Origin of the sequence: Curtobacterium sp. MCPF17_011, from assembly GCF_003234145.1 — a bacterium.
In the GTDB taxonomy this organism is placed as follows: domain Bacteria; phylum Actinomycetota; class Actinomycetes; order Actinomycetales; family Microbacteriaceae; genus Curtobacterium.
In genome coordinates, this window is record NZ_QKSK01000001.1 from 63,045 (window position 1) to 81,961 (window position 18,917).

Below are 18,917 nucleotides of genomic sequence, written 5' to 3' on the forward strand. Positions count from 1 at the left end.
TCGCGCGAGGGTAGAGTGCAGCGGTGATCACGAAACGTGCGACGACGCTCGCGGACGGCCGCGACCTCTTCTACTTCGACGACGCCGACTCGACGCTGCCCGCGGAACGCAGCATCGACGAGCGTGTCCTGGACCCTCGGCCGGCGACGGCCCGGATGCGGCAGGACGTCCTGACCGGTGAGTGGGTGTCGATCGCGAGCGCTCGGCAGAACCGTGTGTTCCTGCCGCCCGCCGACCAGGACCCGCTCGCACCGCAGACCGCTGCGAACCCGTCCGAGATCCCGAGCCGGTACGACGTCGCCGTGTTCGAGAACCGCTCGCCGTCGTTCGGGCCGGACCTGGTCGGCGACGATGCACCGTCGTCGCTCGAGTCGCTGTCGGACGTCGGACTGAACCGGCAGCTCCGGTCGGTCGGGCGCTGCGAGGTGGTCTGCTTCTCCCCGGAGACCAGCGGCTCGTTCGCGTCCATCTCCGAGTCGCGTGCCCGCACCGTGGTCGAGGCGTGGGCCGACCGGACCGCCGCACTGTCAGCGATGCCCGGCATCCAGCAGGTGTTCCCGTTCGAGAACCGCGGCGAGGCGATCGGCGTCACCCTGCACCACCCGCACGGACAGATCTACGCCTACCCGTACGTCACCCCGCGCACGCAGCGACTGCTGTCGTCGATCGAGCGCTTCGGGCCGGACCTGTTCGAGCAGCACCTGGCCAACGAGCGCGGTTCCGAGCGGGTCGTCCTCGCCGGTGAGCGCTTCACCGCCTTCGTGCCGTTCGCCGCACGCTGGCCCATCGAGATCCACATGCTGCCGCACCGTCACGTGCCGGACTTCGCGGGCCTCACCGACGCCGAGAAGGACGAGCTCGCGCACATGCACCTGCGCCTGACCCGCAGTCTCGACGCCCTCTACGGTGACCCGACCCCGTACATCGCCGCGTGGCACCAGGCGCCGGTGCACACCGGACGCGACACCGTCCGGCTGATGCTGCAGATCACGTCGCCGCGTCGATCGGCGGACAAGTTGAAGTTCCTGGCCGGCAGCGAAGCCGCGATGGGCGCCTGGATCGGGGACCTGGTCCCCGAGAAGGCGGCCGAGTTCATCCGAGGAGGGATCGAACGAGCATGACGTTCCAACAGGTGTTCGGGTACGAGCCGCCGGTGCGGTACTCCGCCCCCGGCCGCGTGAACCTGATCGGCGAGCACACCGACTACAACGACGGGTACGTGCTGCCCTTCGCGATCGACCGGCGGACCACGGCTGACATCGCTCCCCGCGAGGACCGGGTCATCCGCGTCGCGTCGTCGTTCGACGAGTCCGGCGGTGCCGTGACGCTGTCCCTCGACGACCTCGACCCGTCCCGCATGGACGGCTGGTCGGCGTACGTCTTCGGCATCGCCTGGGCGCTCCGGGAGCAGGCCGGCGCCTCGCTCGACAGTCGGACCGGGTTCGACGTCTTCATCGACTCGGATGTGCCGGTCGGTGCGGGTCTGTCGTCGAGTGCGGCGATCGAGTGCGGCGTGGCCCTCGCGTTCAACGACCTGTGGGAGCTCGGCCTCGACCGCAAGACCCTGGCCCGCGTCGGCCAGTACTCCGAGAACCACGCGGTCGGCGCTCCGACGGGGATCATGGACCAGTCCGCGTCGCTCCTCGGCGAGCAGGACGCCGTCGTGTTCCTCGACTGCCGCACGCTCGACACCGCCGTGGTGGACCTGGCGCTCGAGGCGAACGGTCTCGAGGTCCTCGTCATCGACACCCGCGTCGAGCACGCTCACGCCACCGGCGGCTACAAGGCCCGTCGCGACTCGTGCGAGAAGGGCGCGCAGGTGCTCGGTGTCCCGGCCCTGCGCGACGTCGCGGTCGAGGACCTGCCGCGCGCGCAGGAGCTCCTCGACGACGAGACCTTCCGCCGGGTGCGCCACATCGTGACGGAGGACCAGCGCGTCCTCGACACCGTCCGCACCCTGCGTGAGCAGGGACCCCGGGCGATCGGTTCGCTGCTGGTCGCATCGCACGCGTCGATGCGCGACGACTTCGAGATCTCGGTGCCGGAACTCGACCTCGCGGTCGAGACCGCCGTGGCGAACGGCGCGGTCGGCGCACGCATGACCGGCGGCGGCTTCGGTGGTGCCGCCATCGCGCTCGTCGACCGGGAGGCTCGTGAACGCATCGCCGCGGCCGTCACCGCCGCCTTCGCCTCGGCCGGGTACCGCGAGCCGAACGTGTTCACGGTGCACGCGGCGCAGGGCGCGCGACGCGACGCGTAGCCCACGCGGCTGCCCGCGGCCGGGAGGCGCGTGCCGGGGCGGCACCGCGCCTCCCGGCCGCGCCGTCCCCGACGCGAAAGCGACAGATGTGCGCGCGTCTCCCGCGCACATCTGTCGCTTTCGCGTACCGGACCGCCGCCGTGCCGGGCCGGCGCGGCTAGCGCAGGCGGCGCTCCGCCGCCTCGACCACGTTCTTCATGAGCATCGCGCGCGTCATCGGGCCGACGCCGCCGGGGACCGGCGACATGAACCCGGCGACCGCCGCGACGGCCGGGTCCACGTCACCGCGCAGGCGCGCCTTGCCGGTCTCCTCGTTGACGACCCGGGTGATGCCGACGTCGATCACGGCCGCACCGGGCTGCACCCAGTCCGGCTTGACGAGTCCGGCGACGCCGGCGGCCGCGATGACGATGTCCGCGCGGCGGCACTCGGCCGCGACGTCCGCCGTCAGGGAGTGCGTCAGCGTGGCAGTGGCCTCGAGACGGGTCAGGAGCAGCCCGAGCGGCCGGCCGACGGTGAGTCCCTGGCCGATGATCGTCACGTGCTTCCCGCGGATCGGGATGTCGTACGCACGGAGCATCTCGACGATGCCGCGCGGGGTGCACGGCAGGGGCGCGTCGATCGTGCCGGCTCCACCGGGGACGGCGAGCACGAGCTCCCCGAGGTTCGTCGGGTGCAGGCCGTCGGCGTCCTTCGAGGGGTTCATCAGCTCGAGCATCGGCGTCGGGTCGATGCCCTCCGGCAGCGGGAGCTGCACGATGAACGCGGTGACCCGGGGGTCGTCGTTCATCTGCAGGATCGCGGCACGGATGTCAGCGGCCGAAGCGGTCGTGGGCAGGTCCAGACGGATCGACTCGATGCCGATCTGCGCCGAGTCACGGTGCTTGCCGGCGACGTAGGACAGCGAGCCGGCGTTCTCGCCGACGAGGATCGTGCCGAGGCCAGGGTGGATGCCCCGCTCGTGCAGACGGTCGACGCGGACACGGAGTTCCTCGAGCGTGCGGGCAGCGAGGGCGGTGCCGTCGATGCGCACGGCCGAGTCCTCCCCCGCCCACCGAGCAGTGGGCAGGGGAGCCACGGCGCCGCTCACGCGTAGAGCGGGAACGCGTCGGTCAGGGTCTTCACCCGGGCCGAGAGTGCTGCCACGTCGGGGTCCGGCATCAGCGTCAGCGCGATGATGTCCGCGACCTCGGTGAACTCGGCGTCACCGAACCCACGGGTGGCGAGTGCCGACGTGCCGATGCGGACACCCGAGGTGACCATCGGCGGACGCGGGTCGAACGGCACGGAGTTGCGGTTCACGGTGATGCCGACGTCGTGCAGGAGGTCCTCGGCCTGCTTGCCGTCGACCTCGGACTCGCGCAGATCGACCAGCACCAGGTGCACGTCGGTGCCACCGGTGAGGACGTCGATGCCGGCCGCCTTGGCGTCCGGCTGCGTCAGACGCGCCGCGAGGGCCTGGGCGCCGCGGATGGTGCGCTCCTGGCGGTCCTTGAACTCGGGGGTGCCCGCGAGCAGGAACGCGGTGGCCTTCGCCGCGATGACGTGCATCAGCGGGCCACCCTGCTGCCCCGGGAACACGGCGGAGTTCAGCTTCTTGAACAGCGTCTCGTCGTTGGACAGGATGATGCCCGAGCGGGGTCCGGCGAGGGTCTTGTGCACGGTGGACGAGACGACGTGCGCGTGCGGCACCGGCGACGGGTGCAGTCCCGCGGCGACGAGACCGGCGAAGTGGGCCATGTCGACCCAGAGCTTCGCGCCCACCTCGTCCGCGATCTCGCGGAACTTCGCGAAGTCGAGCTGACGGGGGTAGGCGGACCAGCCGGCGATGAGGACCTTCGGCTGGTGCTCGATGGCCTTCGCGCGGATGTCGTCGTAGTCGACCTCGAAGGTCTCGGGGTCGACGCCGTACGAGACGGCGTTGTAGATCCGGCCGGAGAAGTTCAGCTTCATGCCGTGCGTCAGGTGTCCGCCGTGCGCGAGCTCGAGGCCGAGGATGGTGTCACCGGCCGACGCGATCGCGTGCAGGACCGCGGCGTTGGCTGTGGCGCCGGAGTGCGGCTGGACGTTGGCGTACGCGGCGCCGAAGAGGGCCTTCGCGCGGTCGATCGCGAGCTGCTCGGCGACGTCGACGTACTCGCAGCCGCCGTAGTAGCGCTTGCCCGGGTAGCCCTCGGCGTACTTGTTCGTGAGGACGGAGCCCTGGGACTCCAGGATCGCGCGGGGCACGAAGTTCTCGGACGCGATCATCTCGAGGAAGTCGCGCTGACGGCCGAGCTCCTGCTGCAGGACGGCGGCGATCTCCGGGTCGACCTCGGAGAGGGGGGCGTTGAAGGACGACTGGGTCGCGGCGGGCGACAGGTCGGTGATGGACACGGGACTCCTCGTTGTCTGGCGCGCCGGAGCGCGACACCGCCGAGCAGACGCGCGACGGGGTGGACGATTGGTTGCGGCCCAGGCGTACGGCCGCGCACCGTGTCAGGTGTCGCTCCCCGATGGTGACCCATCCAACGCCAGTCGCGACCCCACGATCGTACCGAGGCCACCGGTTCGTGTCACCCTTGACTCCATGACCATGCTGAGTCCGGACGTCGACGAGCGGACCTCGGTGCGCGCCGACGTCCCGTGGACGACGGTGGTGTGGGACGACCCGGTCAACCTGATGTCGTACGTCACCTACGTCTTCGAGTCCTACTTCGGCTTCCCCCGAGCCAAGGCCGAGCGCCTGATGCACCAGGTCGACTCCGACGGTCGGGCGATCGTCGCGACCGGGCACCGCGAGGAGATGGAGCGCCACGTGGAGGCCATGCACGGCTACGGCCTGCAGGCGACCGTCGATCGGGCACCCGCCGCGTGATCCCCTTCGTCCGCCGCGCCGACGGCGTGCACCTCGGCCTGGCCTCCGGCGAGCGCGCCGTCCTCACCTCGCTGGTCGAGCAGCTGCGCCAGGTCCTCGACGAGGACCTGGCGACGGACCCGGTGGCGGTCCGGATGTTCCCGGACGCGTACCCGGAGGACGACGAGGCCAGCGCCGAGTTCCGCCGCTACACGCAGGAGGACCTGCGCACCGCCAAGTCCGCGAACGCCGCCGTTGTCCACGAGTGGCTGACGGGTGCTCGCGACGGCGCGTTGACCCGGGCCGACGAGCAGGCGTGGCTCCGATCCCTCACCGACCTGCGCCTGACGATCGCGGACCGCCTGGGCATCGTGGACCGCGCGACGGCCGACAACGGGCTGGACGGGGACGACGGCAGCGTCGGACTGCGGGACGTCTACGACTGGCTCGGGTACGTGCAGGAGCACCTGGTCGTCACCATCTCGTCGCGCTGACGGGCCGCTCGCCGGTGCGTCTGCCGGACGGGAGGCGCGCCACACGGCCGCCACGGGCCTCCCGTCCGCTGCTCTCCGGTCTCACACCCCGTGTCAGCGCCCCAGCAGCTCCCGCCGGTGTGCCCGCGCCCAGCCGGAGAGCGGCGTCGCCGGGTCCCCGGTGATGCGCTCGACCTCGTCCGTGAGCACGTCGACCCCGTCGAGGCGCCGCCGCGCGACCACGCCGAACTGCTGCCGGAGTCCCTCGGCCTGCCACCCGGGCATGCCGGTCAGGCGCAGCATGCCGCCGAAGACGCGGCTGGGCAGGTGCAGGTAGTGCACTGGCCGGCCGAGTCCGGTGGCGAGCTCACGGGCGACGCCGCGACCGTCCAGCAGCTCCGGCCCGGTCAGGACGGGTTCGTCGCCGTGGTGGACGCCGGCCTGCAGCACGGTGCTCGCGACGCGGGCGATGTCGAGCGTGTCGATCCAGCCGATGACGCCGTCGCCCATGGTCTGCGGGAACAGCCCGCGTCGGATCGCCGGCCCGGAGGACTCCAGGTTCGTCATGAAGCCCGACGGGTGCAGGATCGTCCGTTCCAGTCCGCTCGCCCGGACGGCACGGTCGATCCGCCAGATGGCACTGGCCCAGGGCATCGGCGAGTGTTCGGCCGCGTCGCCGCCGGAGAGCTGGACGATCGCGCGGACCCCGGCGGCTCGGGCTGCGTGGACGGCGGTGATGCCGTGCTCCGCCTGGCGTTCCGTGGCAGCGGTGACGAGGAAGAGCTGGTCGACACCCTCGAGCGCGGCGGTGAGGGCTTCACCGTCGTCCATGTCGGCGAGGCGGGCGTCGATCCCGCGGTCGCGGAAGGCCCTGACCTGCTCGGTGCGTCGGACGACGGCGCGGACGTCCGCTCCGGCCGCGTGCAGCATCTCGATGGTCTTGCCGCCGACGTCGCCGGTCGCACCGGTGACCGCGATGGTGTCGCTCATGGTTCCTCCTGGTGGGCGAGGCTGACGCTCGGAGTGAGTATCAGCCTTCTGATACCGAACGGTACGCCGTACGATCGGTCCGTGCCCCGGGAGTTCTCAGCGACGCGAGACGACGTCGACGCCATCGCCGCGTGGACGGTGATCCGGGCGGCGCGCGAACTCGCCCGACGCCTGGCCACCGAGCTCGACCCGCTCGACCTCACCCCGGTCGAGTTCGGTGTCCTCGTCCAGCTCGCCGCGGCCGACGGCCTCAGCCAGGCCGACCTCGCCCGTGCCGTTGGCGTCCGCCCGCAGAGCATGACGCCGCTCGTGACGGGGCTCGGCGGGCGCGGGCTGCTCGACCGGGGTGCCGAACGGGGCCGCGGCCGGCTCTCCCGCATCCGACTGACACCGGCGGGCCGCGAGCTGCTGGGCCGGGCGTACCCGGTCGTGCACGCGAGCAACCGGTGGTTCGGCGACGACCTGGAGGACAGCGCCGCACTGGTCACGACGCTGCGGCCCCTGCTCGGCGACGCCAGCGACCCGGTCGACGCCCCGGTACCCTGAACCGGTGACCGACCCGAGCTCCGCGAACCCCACGCACTGGACCCTCACGCTGGTCTGCGACGACCGGCCGGGCATCGTGCACGCCGTCTCCGGAGCCGTGGTCGCGGCCGAGGGCAACATCACCGAGTCGCAGCAGTTCTCGAGCGCGGACACGAACACGTTCTTCATGCGCCTGCAGGTGATGGCCCCCGTCGACCGCCAGACCTTCCAGGAGGCCCTGGCCCCCGTCGTCGAGCGGTACCGCATGCGCGTCCAGCTCGACGTCGTCGGTCGGCCGATGCGCACCCTGGTCCTGGTGTCGAAGGCCGGACACTGCCTCAACGACCTGCTCTACCGGCAGCGCGGCGGGCAGCTGCCCATCGACGTGCCGCTCGTGCTGGCGAACCACCCGGACCTGGCCGGACTGGCGTCGTTCTACTCGGTGCCGTTCGAGCACCGTCCCGTCACCGACGCCGACTCGAAGGCCGCGATGGAGCGCCGGATCCTCGAAGCGGTCGAGGAGCACGACATCGAGCTCGTCGTCCTCGCCCGCTACATGCAGATCCTCTCCCCCGAGCTGTGCACGGCCCTCGCCGGTCGTGCCGTGAACATCCACCACTCGTTCCTGCCCGGCTTCAAGGGTGCGAACCCGTACCGACAGGCGCACGCCCGCGGTGTGAAGCTCATCGGTGCCACCGCGCACTTCGTCACGAGCGACCTGGACGAGGGCCCGATCATCGAGCAGAACGTCGTCCGCGTCGACCACACCAAGGAGCCCGCCGAGCTGGTGTCCATCGGCCAGGACGAGGAGTCCCGCACCCTGACCCAGGCCGTGCGCTGGATCGCCGAGGACCGCGTGCTCCTCGACGGCGCCCGCACGATCATCTTCAAGTAGGCCCGGCGATGCACGACGCACCCCGCAGCCCGATCGACCCCGGCGACGACCACGTACCGGCGACGCATGCCGCAGCAGGGCGACGGTTCGACGTCTGGAGTGCCCTCCGCTTCCTGGTCTGTGCCTTCGGTCTGCTGTCACTGGCGTACTGGGGGTACCTGACCTGGCCGTACCCGTTCCCCGCGCTGTTCTTCATCGTCGGCGCCCCGCTGTTCGCTGCCCTGGTGTGGTTCTTCTTCCGCTCACCGAACTCGCCGGTCGAGACCGACGTCGTCGGCAAGACCATCGTCGAGGTCGCCCTCGTCGTCGCGGCCGGCGCGACCTGGATCTCGCTGGGCCACCCGGCCGTCGGACTCGTCTTCGTCGTCGTGGCCGCCGTGAGCGGGATCGTCGCGGCCCGGCGGGAGACCGCGTGAGCACCGCCGGACGGGAGGCCCACCGCACGCTGGTCCGCGCCGCCCACCTGGTCGACGTGGCCGGCCCCGTGCCGGACGGATGGGTGCTCGTCGGAGGGGACACGATCCTCCAGGCCGGGACGGGAGTCGCACCGGATGCCGACGAGGTCGAGGACCTCGGCGACGCGACCCTGGTGCCGGGTTTCCTCGACCTGCACGGACACGGCGGCGCGACCCAGGCGTACGAGGACGACGACTTCAGTGCAGCCCTGGCAGCGCACCGCACACACGGCACCACCCGCTCGGTGGTGAGCCTGGTCGCGAACCCGGTGCCGGAACTCGCCCGGTCGCTCGACCGGATCCGCACGGTGACGGCGACCGATCCCCTCGTGCTCGGAGCGCATCTCGAGGGGCCGTTCCTCTCACCGCACAACAAGGGGGCACACAACGAGGACCACCTCGTCGCGCCGACGCCCGGGGCCGTCGACGCGTTGCTCGCAGCGGGCGACGGCGTCCTCCGCCAGATCACGATCGCGCCCGAGCTGCCCGGCGCGCTCGACGCCGTCCGTCGGTTCGTCGCCGCCGGGGTCACCGTCGCCGTCGGGCACACGGTCGGGACGTACGAGCAGGCGCGTGCCGCGTTCGACGCCGGTGCGACCGTCCTGACGCACGCGTTCAACGCGATGCCGGGGCTGCACCACCGCCGTCCGGGGCCGATCGGCGCCGCGGTGGAAGACGACCGGGTGACCCTCGAACTCATCCTCGACGGTGTGCACGTGCACCCGGCCGCAGCGCGCACGCTGTTCCGCGCTGCTCCCGGTCGGGTCGCGCTCATCACCGACGCGATGGGTGCCGCGGGGGCCGCCGACGGCCCCTACCGACTCGGCTCGCTCGACGTCACCGTCACGGACGGCGTCGCGCACGTCACCGGGACGGACACGATCGCCGGCTCGACCCTGACGCAGGACGTCGCGCTCCGGAACGCCGTGCGGCTCGCGGGGCGGTCACTGCCGGAGGCCGTCGCCGCGCTGACGAGCATCCCGGCCGAGGCCCTCGGGCTCGGCGACCGGTTCGGGCGTCTCGCGCCCGGGTTCGCTGCGGACCTCGTCGCGCTGTCGCCGTCGCTCGAGGTCGAGCGCGTGTGGGGCGGCGGGCGGGAGCTGCGCTGACGACGGACGCGGCCTGTCAGCCTTCGGGTGCCGGTCGTCCGGCGTCGAGGTGGCGGTGCAGGGCCGCCGTGAGCACGCGCATGTCCTCGAGTTGCTCGGCGGTGAACGCGTCGACGAAGACGTCACGGACGACACGGAGGTGCGCGGCGGAGGAACTGCGGAAGACCCCCGCGCCGGTCGGGCTGAGCGTGATGGCCGCACCGCGAGCGTCCCCACCGACCGCGGCCCGGAGCACGAGCTGCCGTGCCTCCATGCGCCGGAGGTGGTGCGAGAGCCGACTCCGTTCCCAGCCCACGACCACGGCGAGGTCCGACGACCGCAGGGTCCGGTCCGGAGCCTCGCTCAGCGCCAGCATCACCGAGTAGTCCCCGGGCGAGATCCCGGAGGTCTCCTGGAACGCGGCCGCCAGGGTGCGCTTGACGCGCTCGGCGGTCTCGACGTAGTCCCGCCAGACCGCCAGCTCGGACGCACGCATCGACCGCTTGCCGGCGCGTTGGTCCTGCGGTTCACCCATGTGCGTCCTCCTGTTGACAGCGCGACCGTACCGTCTCATGATTGACGCGTCAACCATTCGGTTGATGTGTCAATCACGTGAGGGAACATGCCCGACATCATCTTCGGCCTCGACACGTTCGGCGACGTCCCCTCTGACGACACCGGCGTGCAGGTCAGTCACGCCCGGTCGATCCGGCAACTCGTCGACGAAGCCGTGCTGGCCGACGAGCTCGGCATCGACGTCTTCACCGTGGGCGAGCACCACCGCCCGGAGTACTCGGTTTCGTCACCGGAGACGGTGCTCGCGGGGCTGGCCACGGCGACCGAGCGCATCCGCCTCAGCTCCGGCGTCACGGTCCTCAGCTCCGATGACCCCGTGCGGGTGTTCCAGCGGTTCGCGACCGTCGACGCCCTGTCGAACGGGCGGGCCGAGGTGATCCTCGGACGCGGCTCCTTCACCGAGTCGTTCCCGCTCTTCGGCTACGACATGGCCGACTACGACGTGCTGTTCGAGGAGAAGATCGAGCTGTTCGCCCGACTGCTGCGGGAGACGCCCGTCACCTGGTCCGGGACGACCCGAGCGCCGCTCGTCGACGCCGACGTGTTCCCGAAGACGGAGCACGGCCTGACGACCTGGGTCGGGGTGGGCGGATCCCCGGAGTCGGTCGTGCGGACCGCGCGGTACGGCTTCCCGCTCATGCTCGCGATCATCGGCGGCCAGCCCGAGCGCTTCGCGCCGTTCCTCGACCTCTACCGCCGTGCGACCGAGCAGTTCGGGACACCGCGGCACCCGGTCGGGATGCACTCCCCCGGATTCGTCGCGGATACCGACGACGAGGCCCGGGAAGCGTGGTTCCCGCACTACAAGGTGGTGCGGGACCGCATCGGCGCGCTCCGTGGCTGGCCGCCGGTGACCCGCGCGGAGTTCGACCGCGAGGTCGAAGCCGGGTCGATGTACGTCGGGTCCGCCGAGACCGTCGCACAGCGGATCGCACGCAGCGTCCACACGATGGGCGTCGGGCGTTTCGACATGATCTACACCTCGGGTGCCCAGTCGATGCGGTCGCGCCTGCGGTCCGTCGAGCTGTACGGCAGCACGGTGGTCCCGCGCGTCCGCGAGCTGCTCGCCGACATGCCCTCGTCGCCCGCACTGGACGCCTGAGTCGCCCGTCCGCCCGTCCGCCAGGACGTCAGTGCTCGGCGGCCAGGTGCGCGGGTGCAGCTGCCAGCGAGGCGTCGAGCCGGGTCAGGAGACCCCTGAGCTGGTCCTGCTCGGCCTGGTCCAGTCCCGCGGTCGTCGCCGCCTCGAGCGTCGCCCACACGGCCATGACCGGCGCTTCGAGCGCCCGGCCGGCATCGGTCAGGGACACCAGGAGCACGCGACGGTCGGACCCGGAGCGCTCGCGGGTGACCAGCCCGAGGTTCTCGAGGCGAGCCAGTGCCTTCGCACTGGTCGGTGGCTCCACCATCAGCTGCCGCGTCAGGTCCGCCTGCGACTGCGGTGACTCCTGCCACAGGAGCATCAGCACGAACTCCTGGCCGGCGGCGAGACCCAGGTCCTGCAGCAACGAGCCGGCGAGCTTCCGGTGTGACTTCGCCACGGCCGGGATCAACGAGCTGATCGGCACGACGGCCGGTGCCGGGGTCGGCTGTGAGTCTTCCGCGTGGTCCATCGCACACCTTCCGGGAATGTTCTTAGCCGGCTAATGATTGACTCCGAGACCGACCACGAAGGAGTCAACCATGAGCACCCAGACCACATCGACCACGCCGACCATCGCCGTCTTCGCCGCCACGGGCAGTCAGGGCGGTGCCGTCACCGATGCCCTGCTCGCGGCGGGCGCCCGGGTCCGCGCACTCCTGCGGGACACGACCTCGGAGAAGGCGGCGGCCCTCGCCGGACGCGGTGTCGAACTCGCGCAGATCGACGTCCACGACCCGTCGTCCCTGGTGACCGCACTGCAGGGCGTGGACGCGTTCTGGTTCATGACGACGCCCCCGGGAGGCATGCAGCAGCCCGACACGGAGGGCGAGACCGCGCAGGGCATCGCACTGGCCGACGCTGCCGCCACCGCGCAGGTGCCCCACGTCGTCTTCAGCTCCGTGGGCGGAGCGGAGCGCGACTCCCACGTCCCGCACTTCGAGTCCAAGTACCGCGTCGAGCAGCACCTCGCCACGGTGGGGCTCCACGTGACCGTGGTGCGGCCGGTGTTCTTCACGGACAACTTCCACGCGTTCGCACCGACCCGGGAGGACGGCACCCTCGTGCTCCGGCTGCCGTTCCCCGACGGGATCCCGCTGCAGATGATCGCGACCCGCGACGTCGGCGCGATCGCGGCCACCGCGTTGCTCGACCCGACAGCAGTCCCCGCCGAGATCGAGATCGCCGGGGACGCCCTGACCGGGAGCGAGATCGCCGCGGCCTTCGCCGAGCAGACCGGCACGCCGACCCGGTACGAGGCCCTGCCCCTGGCGGTCCTGGACGGACAGGACGACATGCAGGCGATGTTCCGGTGGTTCGCCGAGACGCCCGCGTACCAGGCCGACCTCGAGCAGGTCCGCCGGATCGCCCCGACCACGTGGACGCTCGCCCAGTGGCTCGAGACCGCCGGCCCCACCCGGGACTCCTGACCCCGCGCCACCACCCCGTCATCCGCTCGGGGCGACGCCCGTCACCTACGGCGTGGGACTCGTCGACCGCGTCCGGGCGGCCGCACCGGAGGGTGTGGACGGTGCGCTCGACCTGTCCGGAGCCGGAGTCATCGCCGACCTCGTCGCGTTGGTCGGCGACCCGCAGGAGGTGATCTCGATCTCGGACTTCACCGCCCCGGCGCTCGGCGCCCGCGTCTCGACCGACGCCGGGCGGACGACCGATCCCCGCGACGGGTTCGCGGAAGCCACGGCACTCGCCGGGTTCACACTGCAGATCGAGCGCCGGTACGCACTGGACGAGGCTGCTGCCGCGCACCGGGCAGCGGAGGGCGGTCACACGGTCGGGAAGCTCGTGGTCGTCCCGTAGCTCGATGGGGCTCCGGACCGGCCGGTCCGCGGGGGCGACGCGGACCGACCAGTCGTCACCGGGGGCTCCGTGCTAGCGGCCCTGGCCGCGAGTCCCGCGGCGCTGCGCGAGGACACCCTGCACTGCCCACACGACGAGTCCGACCGCGCCGACGACCGTCCCACCCAGCATCAGCGCGCCCGCACCGATGTTCGCGTCGCCCGCCGGACTGGTCGCGTTGCTGAACCCGCCGACCACGACCATCACGAGCCCGCAGGCCAGCAGGATCATGCCGACGAGGGCGATGGGACGACGACGCTGCATGCCACGAACACTAGTGGCGGGCGCAGGAACGTCGCGCCTCGACTGCCGGAGGCGCCTACCGGTCCTGCGGCCGGTCGCGCGGAGCGGTCGCCCACTTCGTGTCCGGAGTGCTGCCGACCCGGAGCGACAGCGTGCCACCCCGGTTCACGAAGGACGCCGGCACCCACGACTTCGTCAGGGTCCGACCGTCGAGCCGTGCGCCCTGCACGTACTGTTCGGTGCCCGAGGACCGGATGACGATCCGCTGGCCGCTCGACCGCCGGATGTCGACCGTGCTGAACGTCGGGCTGCCGATGAGCATCTCGGCACGGCCCGGCGTCTGCGGGAAGAGTCCGATCGAGGCGAAGACGTACCAGGCGCTCATCGTGCCGAGGTCGTCGTTCCCCGGCAGCCCGCCGGGCCCGGTGCCGTAGGCGCCGTCGACGACCCGGCGCACGGTCTCCTGCGTCTTCCACGGCTGTCCGAGCGCGTTGTACATCCACGGCGTGTGGATGTCGGGCTCGTTCGTCGGGTCGAACTTCGTGGCGTCGCCGCCGGTCACCGCGAAGTTCCCCGCTGCGTCGTGGAAGAACGCGTCGAGTCGGGCCACCGCGGCGGCGTCGCCACCCAGCGCGGCGGAGAGCCCGCTGACGTCCTGCGGCACGAGCCAGGTGTACTGCGCGCTGGTCCCCTGTGCGAAGCCGGTCCCGGTGGACGGTGACCACCCGGGCGTCCACGACCCGTCGGCCTGGCGCGCTGCCTGGTACCCGACGGCCGCGTTGAACGTGTTCTTCCAGTACGTCCCGCGTTCCGCGAACATCCGGGCGTCGGAGCGCAGCCCCATGGATCCCGCCCAGGAGCCGAGCGCACTGTCGGAGATCGAGTCCTCGAGCGTCTCGGCGGCCCCGCCCCAGCACGAGCAGTCGTCGTTGGCGGCGTACTGCCGCTGCAGGTACTCGTCGAGCGCGGGTCGTTGTGCCAGGCACTGCCCCGGGCAGCCGATCTCGCTCTCGGCGTCCGCGTTCTCCACGGTCGCCTGCCGCTTCAGCGACTGGTACGCGGCTTGTACGTCGAAGTTCCGGACGCCCATCGCGTACCAGGTGGCGAGCGTCGCGGCCGAGGGGTCGCCCGTCATCACGTGGGTCGGAGCGCCGAGGTGCAGCCACCGGTCCCAGACGCCGCCGTTCTGCTGGGCGAACCGCAGCATGGACTGGGCCATGTCCCCGGCGACGTCCGGTCGGAGCAGGGCGAGCAGCTGGATCTGCGCCCGGTACTGGTCCCACCCGGAGTACGTGCCGTAGACGGCCGCGTGCCCGTGGTCGATGCGGTGCACCCGCATGTCCGGCCCGAGGTAACGGCCGTCCCGGTCGTTCAGCGTGTTCGGCTGCATGAGCGCGTGGTACACCGACGTGTACAGCTGCGTGGTCCGGTCAGCGGTGCCGCCGCCGACCCGGATGCGGGACAGTTCGCGGTTCCAGGAGGCCCGTGTCCCCGCCGCGACACTGGCGACCGTCGCGTGCCGCCGCACCTCGGCGTCGCGGTTCGCGACCGCGCCGGCGGCGCTGACGTACGAGATGCCGATCTTCGCGTGCACGGTGGCACCGCGACGCGCGTCGAACCCGACCCATGCGCCGGAGCCACGTCCGGCACGGTCGGCCCCGGTCAGGTAGCCCTCCCCGCCGGAGGCGCGCGTGCCTCCCGGCTGGACGGTGCCGTCCTTCCAGGTGCCGGTGCTCGTGAAGTCGCGGTCGAAGGTGGCGGTGAAGTAGAGGCGGTAGTAGCTGCGGCGGTCCGGGTTGGTGGCGCCGCCGCCGTTGCCGCGACGGCTGCAGAAGCCGCCGGTCAGGACGCTGCCGCTCACCGTGCGGGTCCGGGCGTCGACGCGGGTGTCGGCGGCCTCGCTGCCGTTGATCGAGTTCGAGGTGCGGAACAGCAGGTTCGCGTCCTTGCCGGCGGGGAAGGCGAACTCGCCGATGCCGGCACGCGTGGTGACCGCGAGGTCGGTGCGGACGCCGTTGTCGAGCTGGACGCCGTAGCGGCCCGGGCTCGCCGACTCCTGGTCATGGGAGTACCCCGCGGCGTAGACGGCGTCGGTGGTGTCGGCCGACGGCGAGGTCGTGACCGCCGTCGTGATCGGCATGATCGGCACGTCACCCGCGGCTCCCGGCGCACAGCCGGCGCCGTTGAGGTGCGTCAGGCTGAACCCGCGCAGGCGGTTGACGTCGTAGGAGTAGCCGTTCGCGACCGGGGTCGAGGTCTGGTCGCCCCTGGCGCCGGTCGGGCTCCACTGCAGCATCCCGAACGGCGCGGTCGCGCCCGGCCAGGTGTTGCCGTCGTGGCTGGTCCCGATGAAGGGGTCCACCGATGCTGCGGGGTCGGTGACCGGCCGGGAGGCCGTGGTCGCCCCCGCCGGGCCGGTAGCGGGGGCCGCCGTGGCCGGGGAGGCGACCACTCCCGTGCCGAGCAGCGCGGCGATCGTGGCGGCCGCGGCGAGCGGGAACGGACGGAGGAGCGGGCGACGGTGCACGCGAGGACTGGTCACGTCCGCGACGCTATCCCCCTCGGTCGGGGGACGCACGCCGGGTCACCGAGCGGTCGCCCGGTGTTCACGTCCAGGCAGGGTCCGCTCCGCGCTCACGTCGATCCGCTGTCAGGCGCGGGTGCGGTGGACGGTCTGTTTGACCAATCTGCGCACGCGCGACCGGAGGGCCGGGTCGGCGGCGGCCCCACGGACCGGGACGACGTGCAGTCGGCGGTCGGAACGGCGCAGGCCGGGGTGCCGCCGCCGGTGTCGTCCGCGGCGACGTCGGGCCGGACGACGTCCGCCGCCTGGTCTGCGGGATGCGGGAGGCAGCCACCGCGGGTGGCGTCACGGTCGCCGATCCGGACCGGTACGTCGAGATCCTGCTCACCGGGCTGCGTCCCCTGCGAGGATGACCAGCATGAGTGTCATGGTCTCCGTGTTCGATGCCTCCCGGACCCGCACGAGCGAGAAGTACACGGCCTACCCGCCGGAGGTGCTGCCGATGTTCGTCGCCGAGATGGACTGCGCCCTCGCCGAACCGGTGCGGGACGCCCTGGTCCGAGCCGTCACCGACGGTGACACCGGCTACGTGGGGCACGGCCGCGCGCTCCCCGAGGCGTTCGCGGACTTCGCGGCCGACCGATGGGGCTGGCAGGTCGACCCGGACCTGGTCCGGACGACCACGGACGTGTCGGTCGCCGCGGTCGAGACCCTGCGGCGGGTCATCGAGCCGGGCGACCAGGTCGTCGTGATGCCCCCGGTCTACGCGCCGTTCTGGGAGTACGTCACCGAGGCCGGCGGCTCGGTGACCGAGGTCCCGCTCCTGACGCCGTCGGGCACCGCGGACCCCTACAGCACCACGGCAGGGTGGCGGATGGACCTGGACGGGGTCCGGCAGGCGTTCGCCGAGGGTGCCCGCACGGTGCTGCTCTGCAACCCGCACAACCCCCTCGGGCTCGTGCACGACCGCGAGTCCCTCGCCGCACTGGCACGGCTCGCGGCGGAGTGGGACGCGGTGGTGGTCTCCGACGAGATCCACGCGCCGCTCGTCCACGCCGATGCGACCTTCACGCCGTTCCTCGACTCCTGCCCCGAGGCCGCGGCCGTCGGTGTCGCCCTGTCCAGCGCGAGCAAGGCCTGGAACCTGGCCGGCACCAAGTGTGCGCTGATGGTCGGGGCCTCCGACCGTGCCCGGACGTGGTTCGACGGGATGCCGACCGAGGTCGTCGAGCGCACCGGGATCCTCGGCTACACCGCGAGCGTCGCCGCGTTCTCCGAGAGCGGTCCCTGGCTGGCGTCACTGCTGGCGGAACTGCAGGCGAACCGGCGGATCCTGGCCGAGGAGCTCGGGGCAGCGCTGCCCGGTGCCGGCTACCGACAGCCGCAGGCGTCGTACCTGGCGTGGCTCGACCTCCGCGCGCTGCCGTGGGGCGACGACCCGGCCCTCCGGCTGGTGGACGAGGCGAAGGTGGCGCTGTCGAACGGTCGCGACTTCGGACGGCAGGGCATCGGGCACGCTCGGCTGAACTTCGGCTGCTCTGAGGAGACCCTGCGCGAGGGGCTCGCGCGCCTGTCCGCCGCCGTCTGACCCCCGCAGAACGCAACGTCGGCGGCTGCACGCAACGGAACACCGCTGCGAGGAACCGCCGACGTTGCGTTTTGCGGGGGGGGGGGGGGCTACTCGAAGCGCTGCCAGGACGGCTTGTTCGCGTACGTGTAGCGGTAGTAGTCGGCGAGACGGAGGCCGGCAGCCGCTTCCTCGTCGACGACGACCGTGGCGTGCTCGTGCAGCTGCAGCGCGGAGCCCGGGACGAAGGAGCTCAGCGGCCCCTCGACCGCGGCGGCGACGGCGTCCGCCTTCGCCGACCCCTGGGCGACGAGGACGAGCTCGCGGGCCTCGAGGATCGTGCCGAGCCCCTGCGTCATGCAGTGCGTCGGCACCTGGTCGGGCGAGTCGAAGAAGCGCGCGTTCGCCTCGCGCGTGGACGGCGCGAGGGTCTTGATGCGGGTGCGGGACGCGAACGAGGACGTCGGCTCGTTGAACCCGATGTGCCCGTTCGCGCCGATGCCGAGGATCTGCACGTCGACCCCGCCCGCGGCCCGGATCGCGGCGTCGTACTCCTTCGCGGCGAATGCCAGGTCTCCGGCACGCCCGTCCGGCACCCGGACCCGGGTGGGGTCGAAGCCGAGGGGCTCGACGACGTCGCGGGCGATGACGCTGGCGTACGACTCCGGGTGTTCGAGCGGGATGCCGACGTACTCGTCGAGCGCGAACCCGCGGGCCTGCGCGAACGACAGCTCGCCGGCCTCGACACGACGACGCAGGTCGGCGTAGATGCCCTCGGGGCTCGACCCCGTGGCGAGTCCGACGACCGCGGACGGCTTCTCCGTGACGACCGACGCGATCTTGGCCGCGGCGACGCGACCGACCTCCGCCGGAGTGGGCAGGATGATGATCTCCACACCGTCAGCCTACTGGTCATGACCAGCAGACGACAGGGGTCGGACGCACTGGGCGACCCCGGTAGCGTGGCGGCATGCCCACCCCCGACTTCGTCCTGTCCCTGCGCGAGAAGGTCGGCACCGAGCTGCTCTGGCTCACCGGCGTCACCGCGGTCGTCACCCGCGGCGACGGCGACGACCGCGAACTCCTCGTCGTCCGTCGCGCCGACAACGGCGCGCTCACCCCGGTCACCGGCATCGTCGATCCCGGTGAGGAACCCGCCGTGGCCGCCGAGCGCGAGGTCCTCGAGGAGGCCGACGTCGTCGCCGTCGCCGAGCGCCTCGCCTGGGTGCAGACGCTCGAACCGATGACCTACCCGAACGGCGACCGGGCCCAGTACATGGACCTCGTCTTCGCCTGCCGCTGGGTGTCGGGAGACCCGTACCCGGCCGACGGCGAGAACACGGAGGCCTTCTGGGCATCGGTCACGAGCCTCCCGGACATGCCGGAGAACATGCGCCGACGGGTCGACGCGGTCCTGGCGGACGAGGTCGCGGCGCGCTTCGAGCGCTGACCGGACGGGAGGCACGCCCCGCCCCCGCCACGTCCCC

At 72.1% G+C, this 18,917-nt stretch carries 22 protein-coding genes and 1 riboswitch; of the genes, 14 read left to right on the forward strand and 8 right to left on the reverse strand.

What is annotated here, in order from left to right; all coding sequences use genetic code 11:
- Window positions 1-23: 23 nt before the first annotated feature.
- Both galT and galK read left to right on the forward strand, forming a co-directional pair.
- Complete coding sequence (gene galT, locus DEJ25_RS00310; protein ID WP_111043420.1) at window positions 24-1,121, forward strand: galactose-1-phosphate uridylyltransferase; 1,098 nt, start codon at window positions 24-26, stop codon at window positions 1,119-1,121.
- Window positions 1,118-2,260: a galactokinase gene (galK, locus tag DEJ25_RS00315; protein ID WP_111043421.1), complete on the forward strand. Its 1,143-nt coding sequence runs from the start codon at window positions 1,118-1,120 to the stop codon at window positions 2,258-2,260. Before galT ends, galK begins: the two co-directional genes overlap by 4 nt.
- Window positions 2,261-2,417: 157 nt before the next feature.
- Here the strand turns inward: galK and DEJ25_RS00320 are convergent, their stop codons facing one another.
- The gene (locus DEJ25_RS00320) at window positions 2,418-3,329 is read right to left on the reverse strand and encodes a tetrahydrofolate dehydrogenase/cyclohydrolase catalytic domain-containing protein (RefSeq protein WP_111043693.1); all 912 of its coding nucleotides are present in this window, start codon (window positions 3,327-3,329) and stop codon (window positions 2,418-2,420) included.
- A gap of 17 nt (window positions 3,330-3,346) precedes the next feature.
- Window positions 3,347-4,636 (reverse strand): serine hydroxymethyltransferase, encoded by a 1,290-nt coding sequence (glyA, locus tag DEJ25_RS00325; RefSeq protein WP_375334522.1) that lies wholly within the window; start codon window positions 4,634-4,636, stop codon window positions 3,347-3,349.
- 69 nt (window positions 4,637-4,705) lie between these two features.
- Window positions 4,706-4,791: riboswitch (ZMP/ZTP riboswitch) on the reverse strand.
- Between the two features lie 38 nt (window positions 4,792-4,829).
- On the opposite strand from glyA, the gene clpS reads away from it, so the two are divergent.
- Both clpS and DEJ25_RS00335 read left to right on the forward strand, forming a co-directional pair.
- Window positions 4,830-5,117 (forward strand): ATP-dependent Clp protease adapter ClpS, encoded by a 288-nt coding sequence (clpS, locus tag DEJ25_RS00330; RefSeq protein ID WP_110903463.1) that lies wholly within the window; start codon window positions 4,830-4,832, stop codon window positions 5,115-5,117.
- Complete coding sequence (locus tag DEJ25_RS00335) at window positions 5,114-5,590, forward strand: DUF2017 family protein (protein ID WP_110903464.1); 477 nt, start codon at window positions 5,114-5,116, stop codon at window positions 5,588-5,590. The genes clpS and DEJ25_RS00335 overlap by 4 nt, the downstream gene beginning before the upstream one ends.
- Before the next feature lie 93 nt (window positions 5,591-5,683).
- Here DEJ25_RS00335 and DEJ25_RS00340 read toward each other — a convergent pair whose 3' ends face one another.
- Window positions 5,684-6,559 (reverse strand): NmrA family NAD(P)-binding protein, encoded by an 876-nt coding sequence (locus DEJ25_RS00340; RefSeq protein WP_111043422.1) that lies wholly within the window; start codon window positions 6,557-6,559, stop codon window positions 5,684-5,686.
- A gap of 81 nt (window positions 6,560-6,640) precedes the next feature.
- On the opposite strand from DEJ25_RS00340, the gene DEJ25_RS16515 reads away from it, so the two are divergent.
- Genes DEJ25_RS16515 through nagA form a run of 4 tightly spaced genes read left to right on the forward strand, consistent with a single transcriptional unit; the run spans window position 6,641 to window position 9,543 of the window.
- Complete coding sequence (locus DEJ25_RS16515) at window positions 6,641-7,105, forward strand: MarR family winged helix-turn-helix transcriptional regulator (RefSeq protein WP_181427306.1); 465 nt, start codon at window positions 6,641-6,643, stop codon at window positions 7,103-7,105.
- Window positions 7,106-7,109: 4 nt separating this feature from the next.
- Complete coding sequence (gene purU / locus DEJ25_RS00350) at window positions 7,110-7,979, forward strand: formyltetrahydrofolate deformylase (protein WP_111043423.1); 870 nt, start codon at window positions 7,110-7,112, stop codon at window positions 7,977-7,979.
- A gap of 8 nt (window positions 7,980-7,987) precedes the next feature.
- On the forward strand, window positions 7,988-8,395 hold the full coding sequence (locus DEJ25_RS00355; RefSeq protein WP_111043424.1) for a YrdB family protein: 408 nt from the start codon (window positions 7,988-7,990) through the stop codon (window positions 8,393-8,395).
- Window positions 8,392-9,543, forward strand: coding sequence for an N-acetylglucosamine-6-phosphate deacetylase (gene nagA / locus DEJ25_RS00360; RefSeq protein WP_258366379.1), 1,152 nt, complete (start codon window positions 8,392-8,394; stop codon window positions 9,541-9,543). Before DEJ25_RS00355 ends, nagA begins: the two co-directional genes overlap by 4 nt.
- Window positions 9,544-9,559: 16 nt before the next feature.
- Here the strand turns inward: nagA and DEJ25_RS00365 are convergent, their stop codons facing one another.
- Window positions 9,560-10,057 (reverse strand): MarR family winged helix-turn-helix transcriptional regulator, encoded by a 498-nt coding sequence (locus DEJ25_RS00365; RefSeq protein WP_111043425.1) that lies wholly within the window; start codon window positions 10,055-10,057, stop codon window positions 9,560-9,562.
- 87 nt (window positions 10,058-10,144) lie between these two features.
- On the opposite strand from DEJ25_RS00365, the gene DEJ25_RS00370 reads away from it, so the two are divergent.
- Window positions 10,145-11,200 carry an LLM class flavin-dependent oxidoreductase gene (locus tag DEJ25_RS00370; protein ID WP_111043426.1) on the forward strand — a complete coding sequence of 352 codons (1,056 nt, stop codon included), beginning with the start codon at window positions 10,145-10,147 and terminating at the stop codon, window positions 11,198-11,200.
- A gap of 28 nt (window positions 11,201-11,228) precedes the next feature.
- Here DEJ25_RS00370 and DEJ25_RS00375 read toward each other — a convergent pair whose 3' ends face one another.
- Window positions 11,229-11,711, reverse strand: coding sequence for a MarR family winged helix-turn-helix transcriptional regulator (locus tag DEJ25_RS00375; protein WP_111043427.1), 483 nt, complete (start codon window positions 11,709-11,711; stop codon window positions 11,229-11,231).
- Between the two features lie 70 nt (window positions 11,712-11,781).
- Here DEJ25_RS00375 and DEJ25_RS00380 point away from each other — a divergent pair, with 70 nt between their 5' ends.
- Window positions 11,782-12,669 carry an NmrA/HSCARG family protein gene (locus DEJ25_RS00380; protein ID WP_111043428.1) on the forward strand — a complete coding sequence of 296 codons (888 nt, stop codon included), beginning with the start codon at window positions 11,782-11,784 and terminating at the stop codon, window positions 12,667-12,669.
- A 52-nt stretch (window positions 12,670-12,721) separates the two neighbouring features.
- On the forward strand, window positions 12,722-13,057 hold the full coding sequence (locus DEJ25_RS00385) for a zinc-binding dehydrogenase (protein ID WP_111043429.1): 336 nt from the start codon (window positions 12,722-12,724) through the stop codon (window positions 13,055-13,057).
- A gap of 72 nt (window positions 13,058-13,129) precedes the next feature.
- Here DEJ25_RS00385 and DEJ25_RS00390 read toward each other — a convergent pair whose 3' ends face one another.
- Window positions 13,130-13,360 (reverse strand): hypothetical protein, encoded by a 231-nt coding sequence (locus tag DEJ25_RS00390; RefSeq protein ID WP_111043430.1) that lies wholly within the window; start codon window positions 13,358-13,360, stop codon window positions 13,130-13,132.
- A gap of 55 nt (window positions 13,361-13,415) precedes the next feature.
- Entirely contained in the window at window positions 13,416-15,881 is a 2,466-nt protein-coding gene (locus DEJ25_RS00395; RefSeq protein ID WP_258366380.1) for a GH92 family glycosyl hydrolase, read from the reverse strand.
- A gap of 143 nt (window positions 15,882-16,024) precedes the next feature.
- Here DEJ25_RS00395 and DEJ25_RS17190 point away from each other — a divergent pair, with 143 nt between their 5' ends.
- Both DEJ25_RS17190 and DEJ25_RS00400 read left to right on the forward strand, forming a co-directional pair.
- Complete coding sequence (locus tag DEJ25_RS17190; RefSeq protein WP_375334529.1) at window positions 16,025-16,276, forward strand: hypothetical protein; 252 nt, start codon at window positions 16,025-16,027, stop codon at window positions 16,274-16,276.
- On the forward strand, window positions 16,273-17,451 hold the full coding sequence (locus DEJ25_RS00400; protein WP_309146908.1) for an aminotransferase class I/II-fold pyridoxal phosphate-dependent enzyme: 1,179 nt from the start codon (window positions 16,273-16,275) through the stop codon (window positions 17,449-17,451). The genes DEJ25_RS17190 and DEJ25_RS00400 overlap by 4 nt, the downstream gene beginning before the upstream one ends.
- A gap of 89 nt (window positions 17,452-17,540) precedes the next feature.
- On the opposite strand, the gene nagB is transcribed toward DEJ25_RS00400, so the two are convergent.
- Window positions 17,541-18,326 (reverse strand): glucosamine-6-phosphate deaminase, encoded by a 786-nt coding sequence (nagB, locus tag DEJ25_RS00405; protein ID WP_111043433.1) that lies wholly within the window; start codon window positions 18,324-18,326, stop codon window positions 17,541-17,543.
- 74 nt (window positions 18,327-18,400) lie between these two features.
- Between nagB and DEJ25_RS00410 the strand changes: the two genes are divergently transcribed.
- Window positions 18,401-18,880, forward strand: a complete 480-nt coding sequence (locus DEJ25_RS00410; RefSeq protein ID WP_111043434.1) for an NUDIX domain-containing protein — start codon at window positions 18,401-18,403, stop codon at window positions 18,878-18,880.
- Window positions 18,881-18,917: the final 37 nt, after the last annotated feature.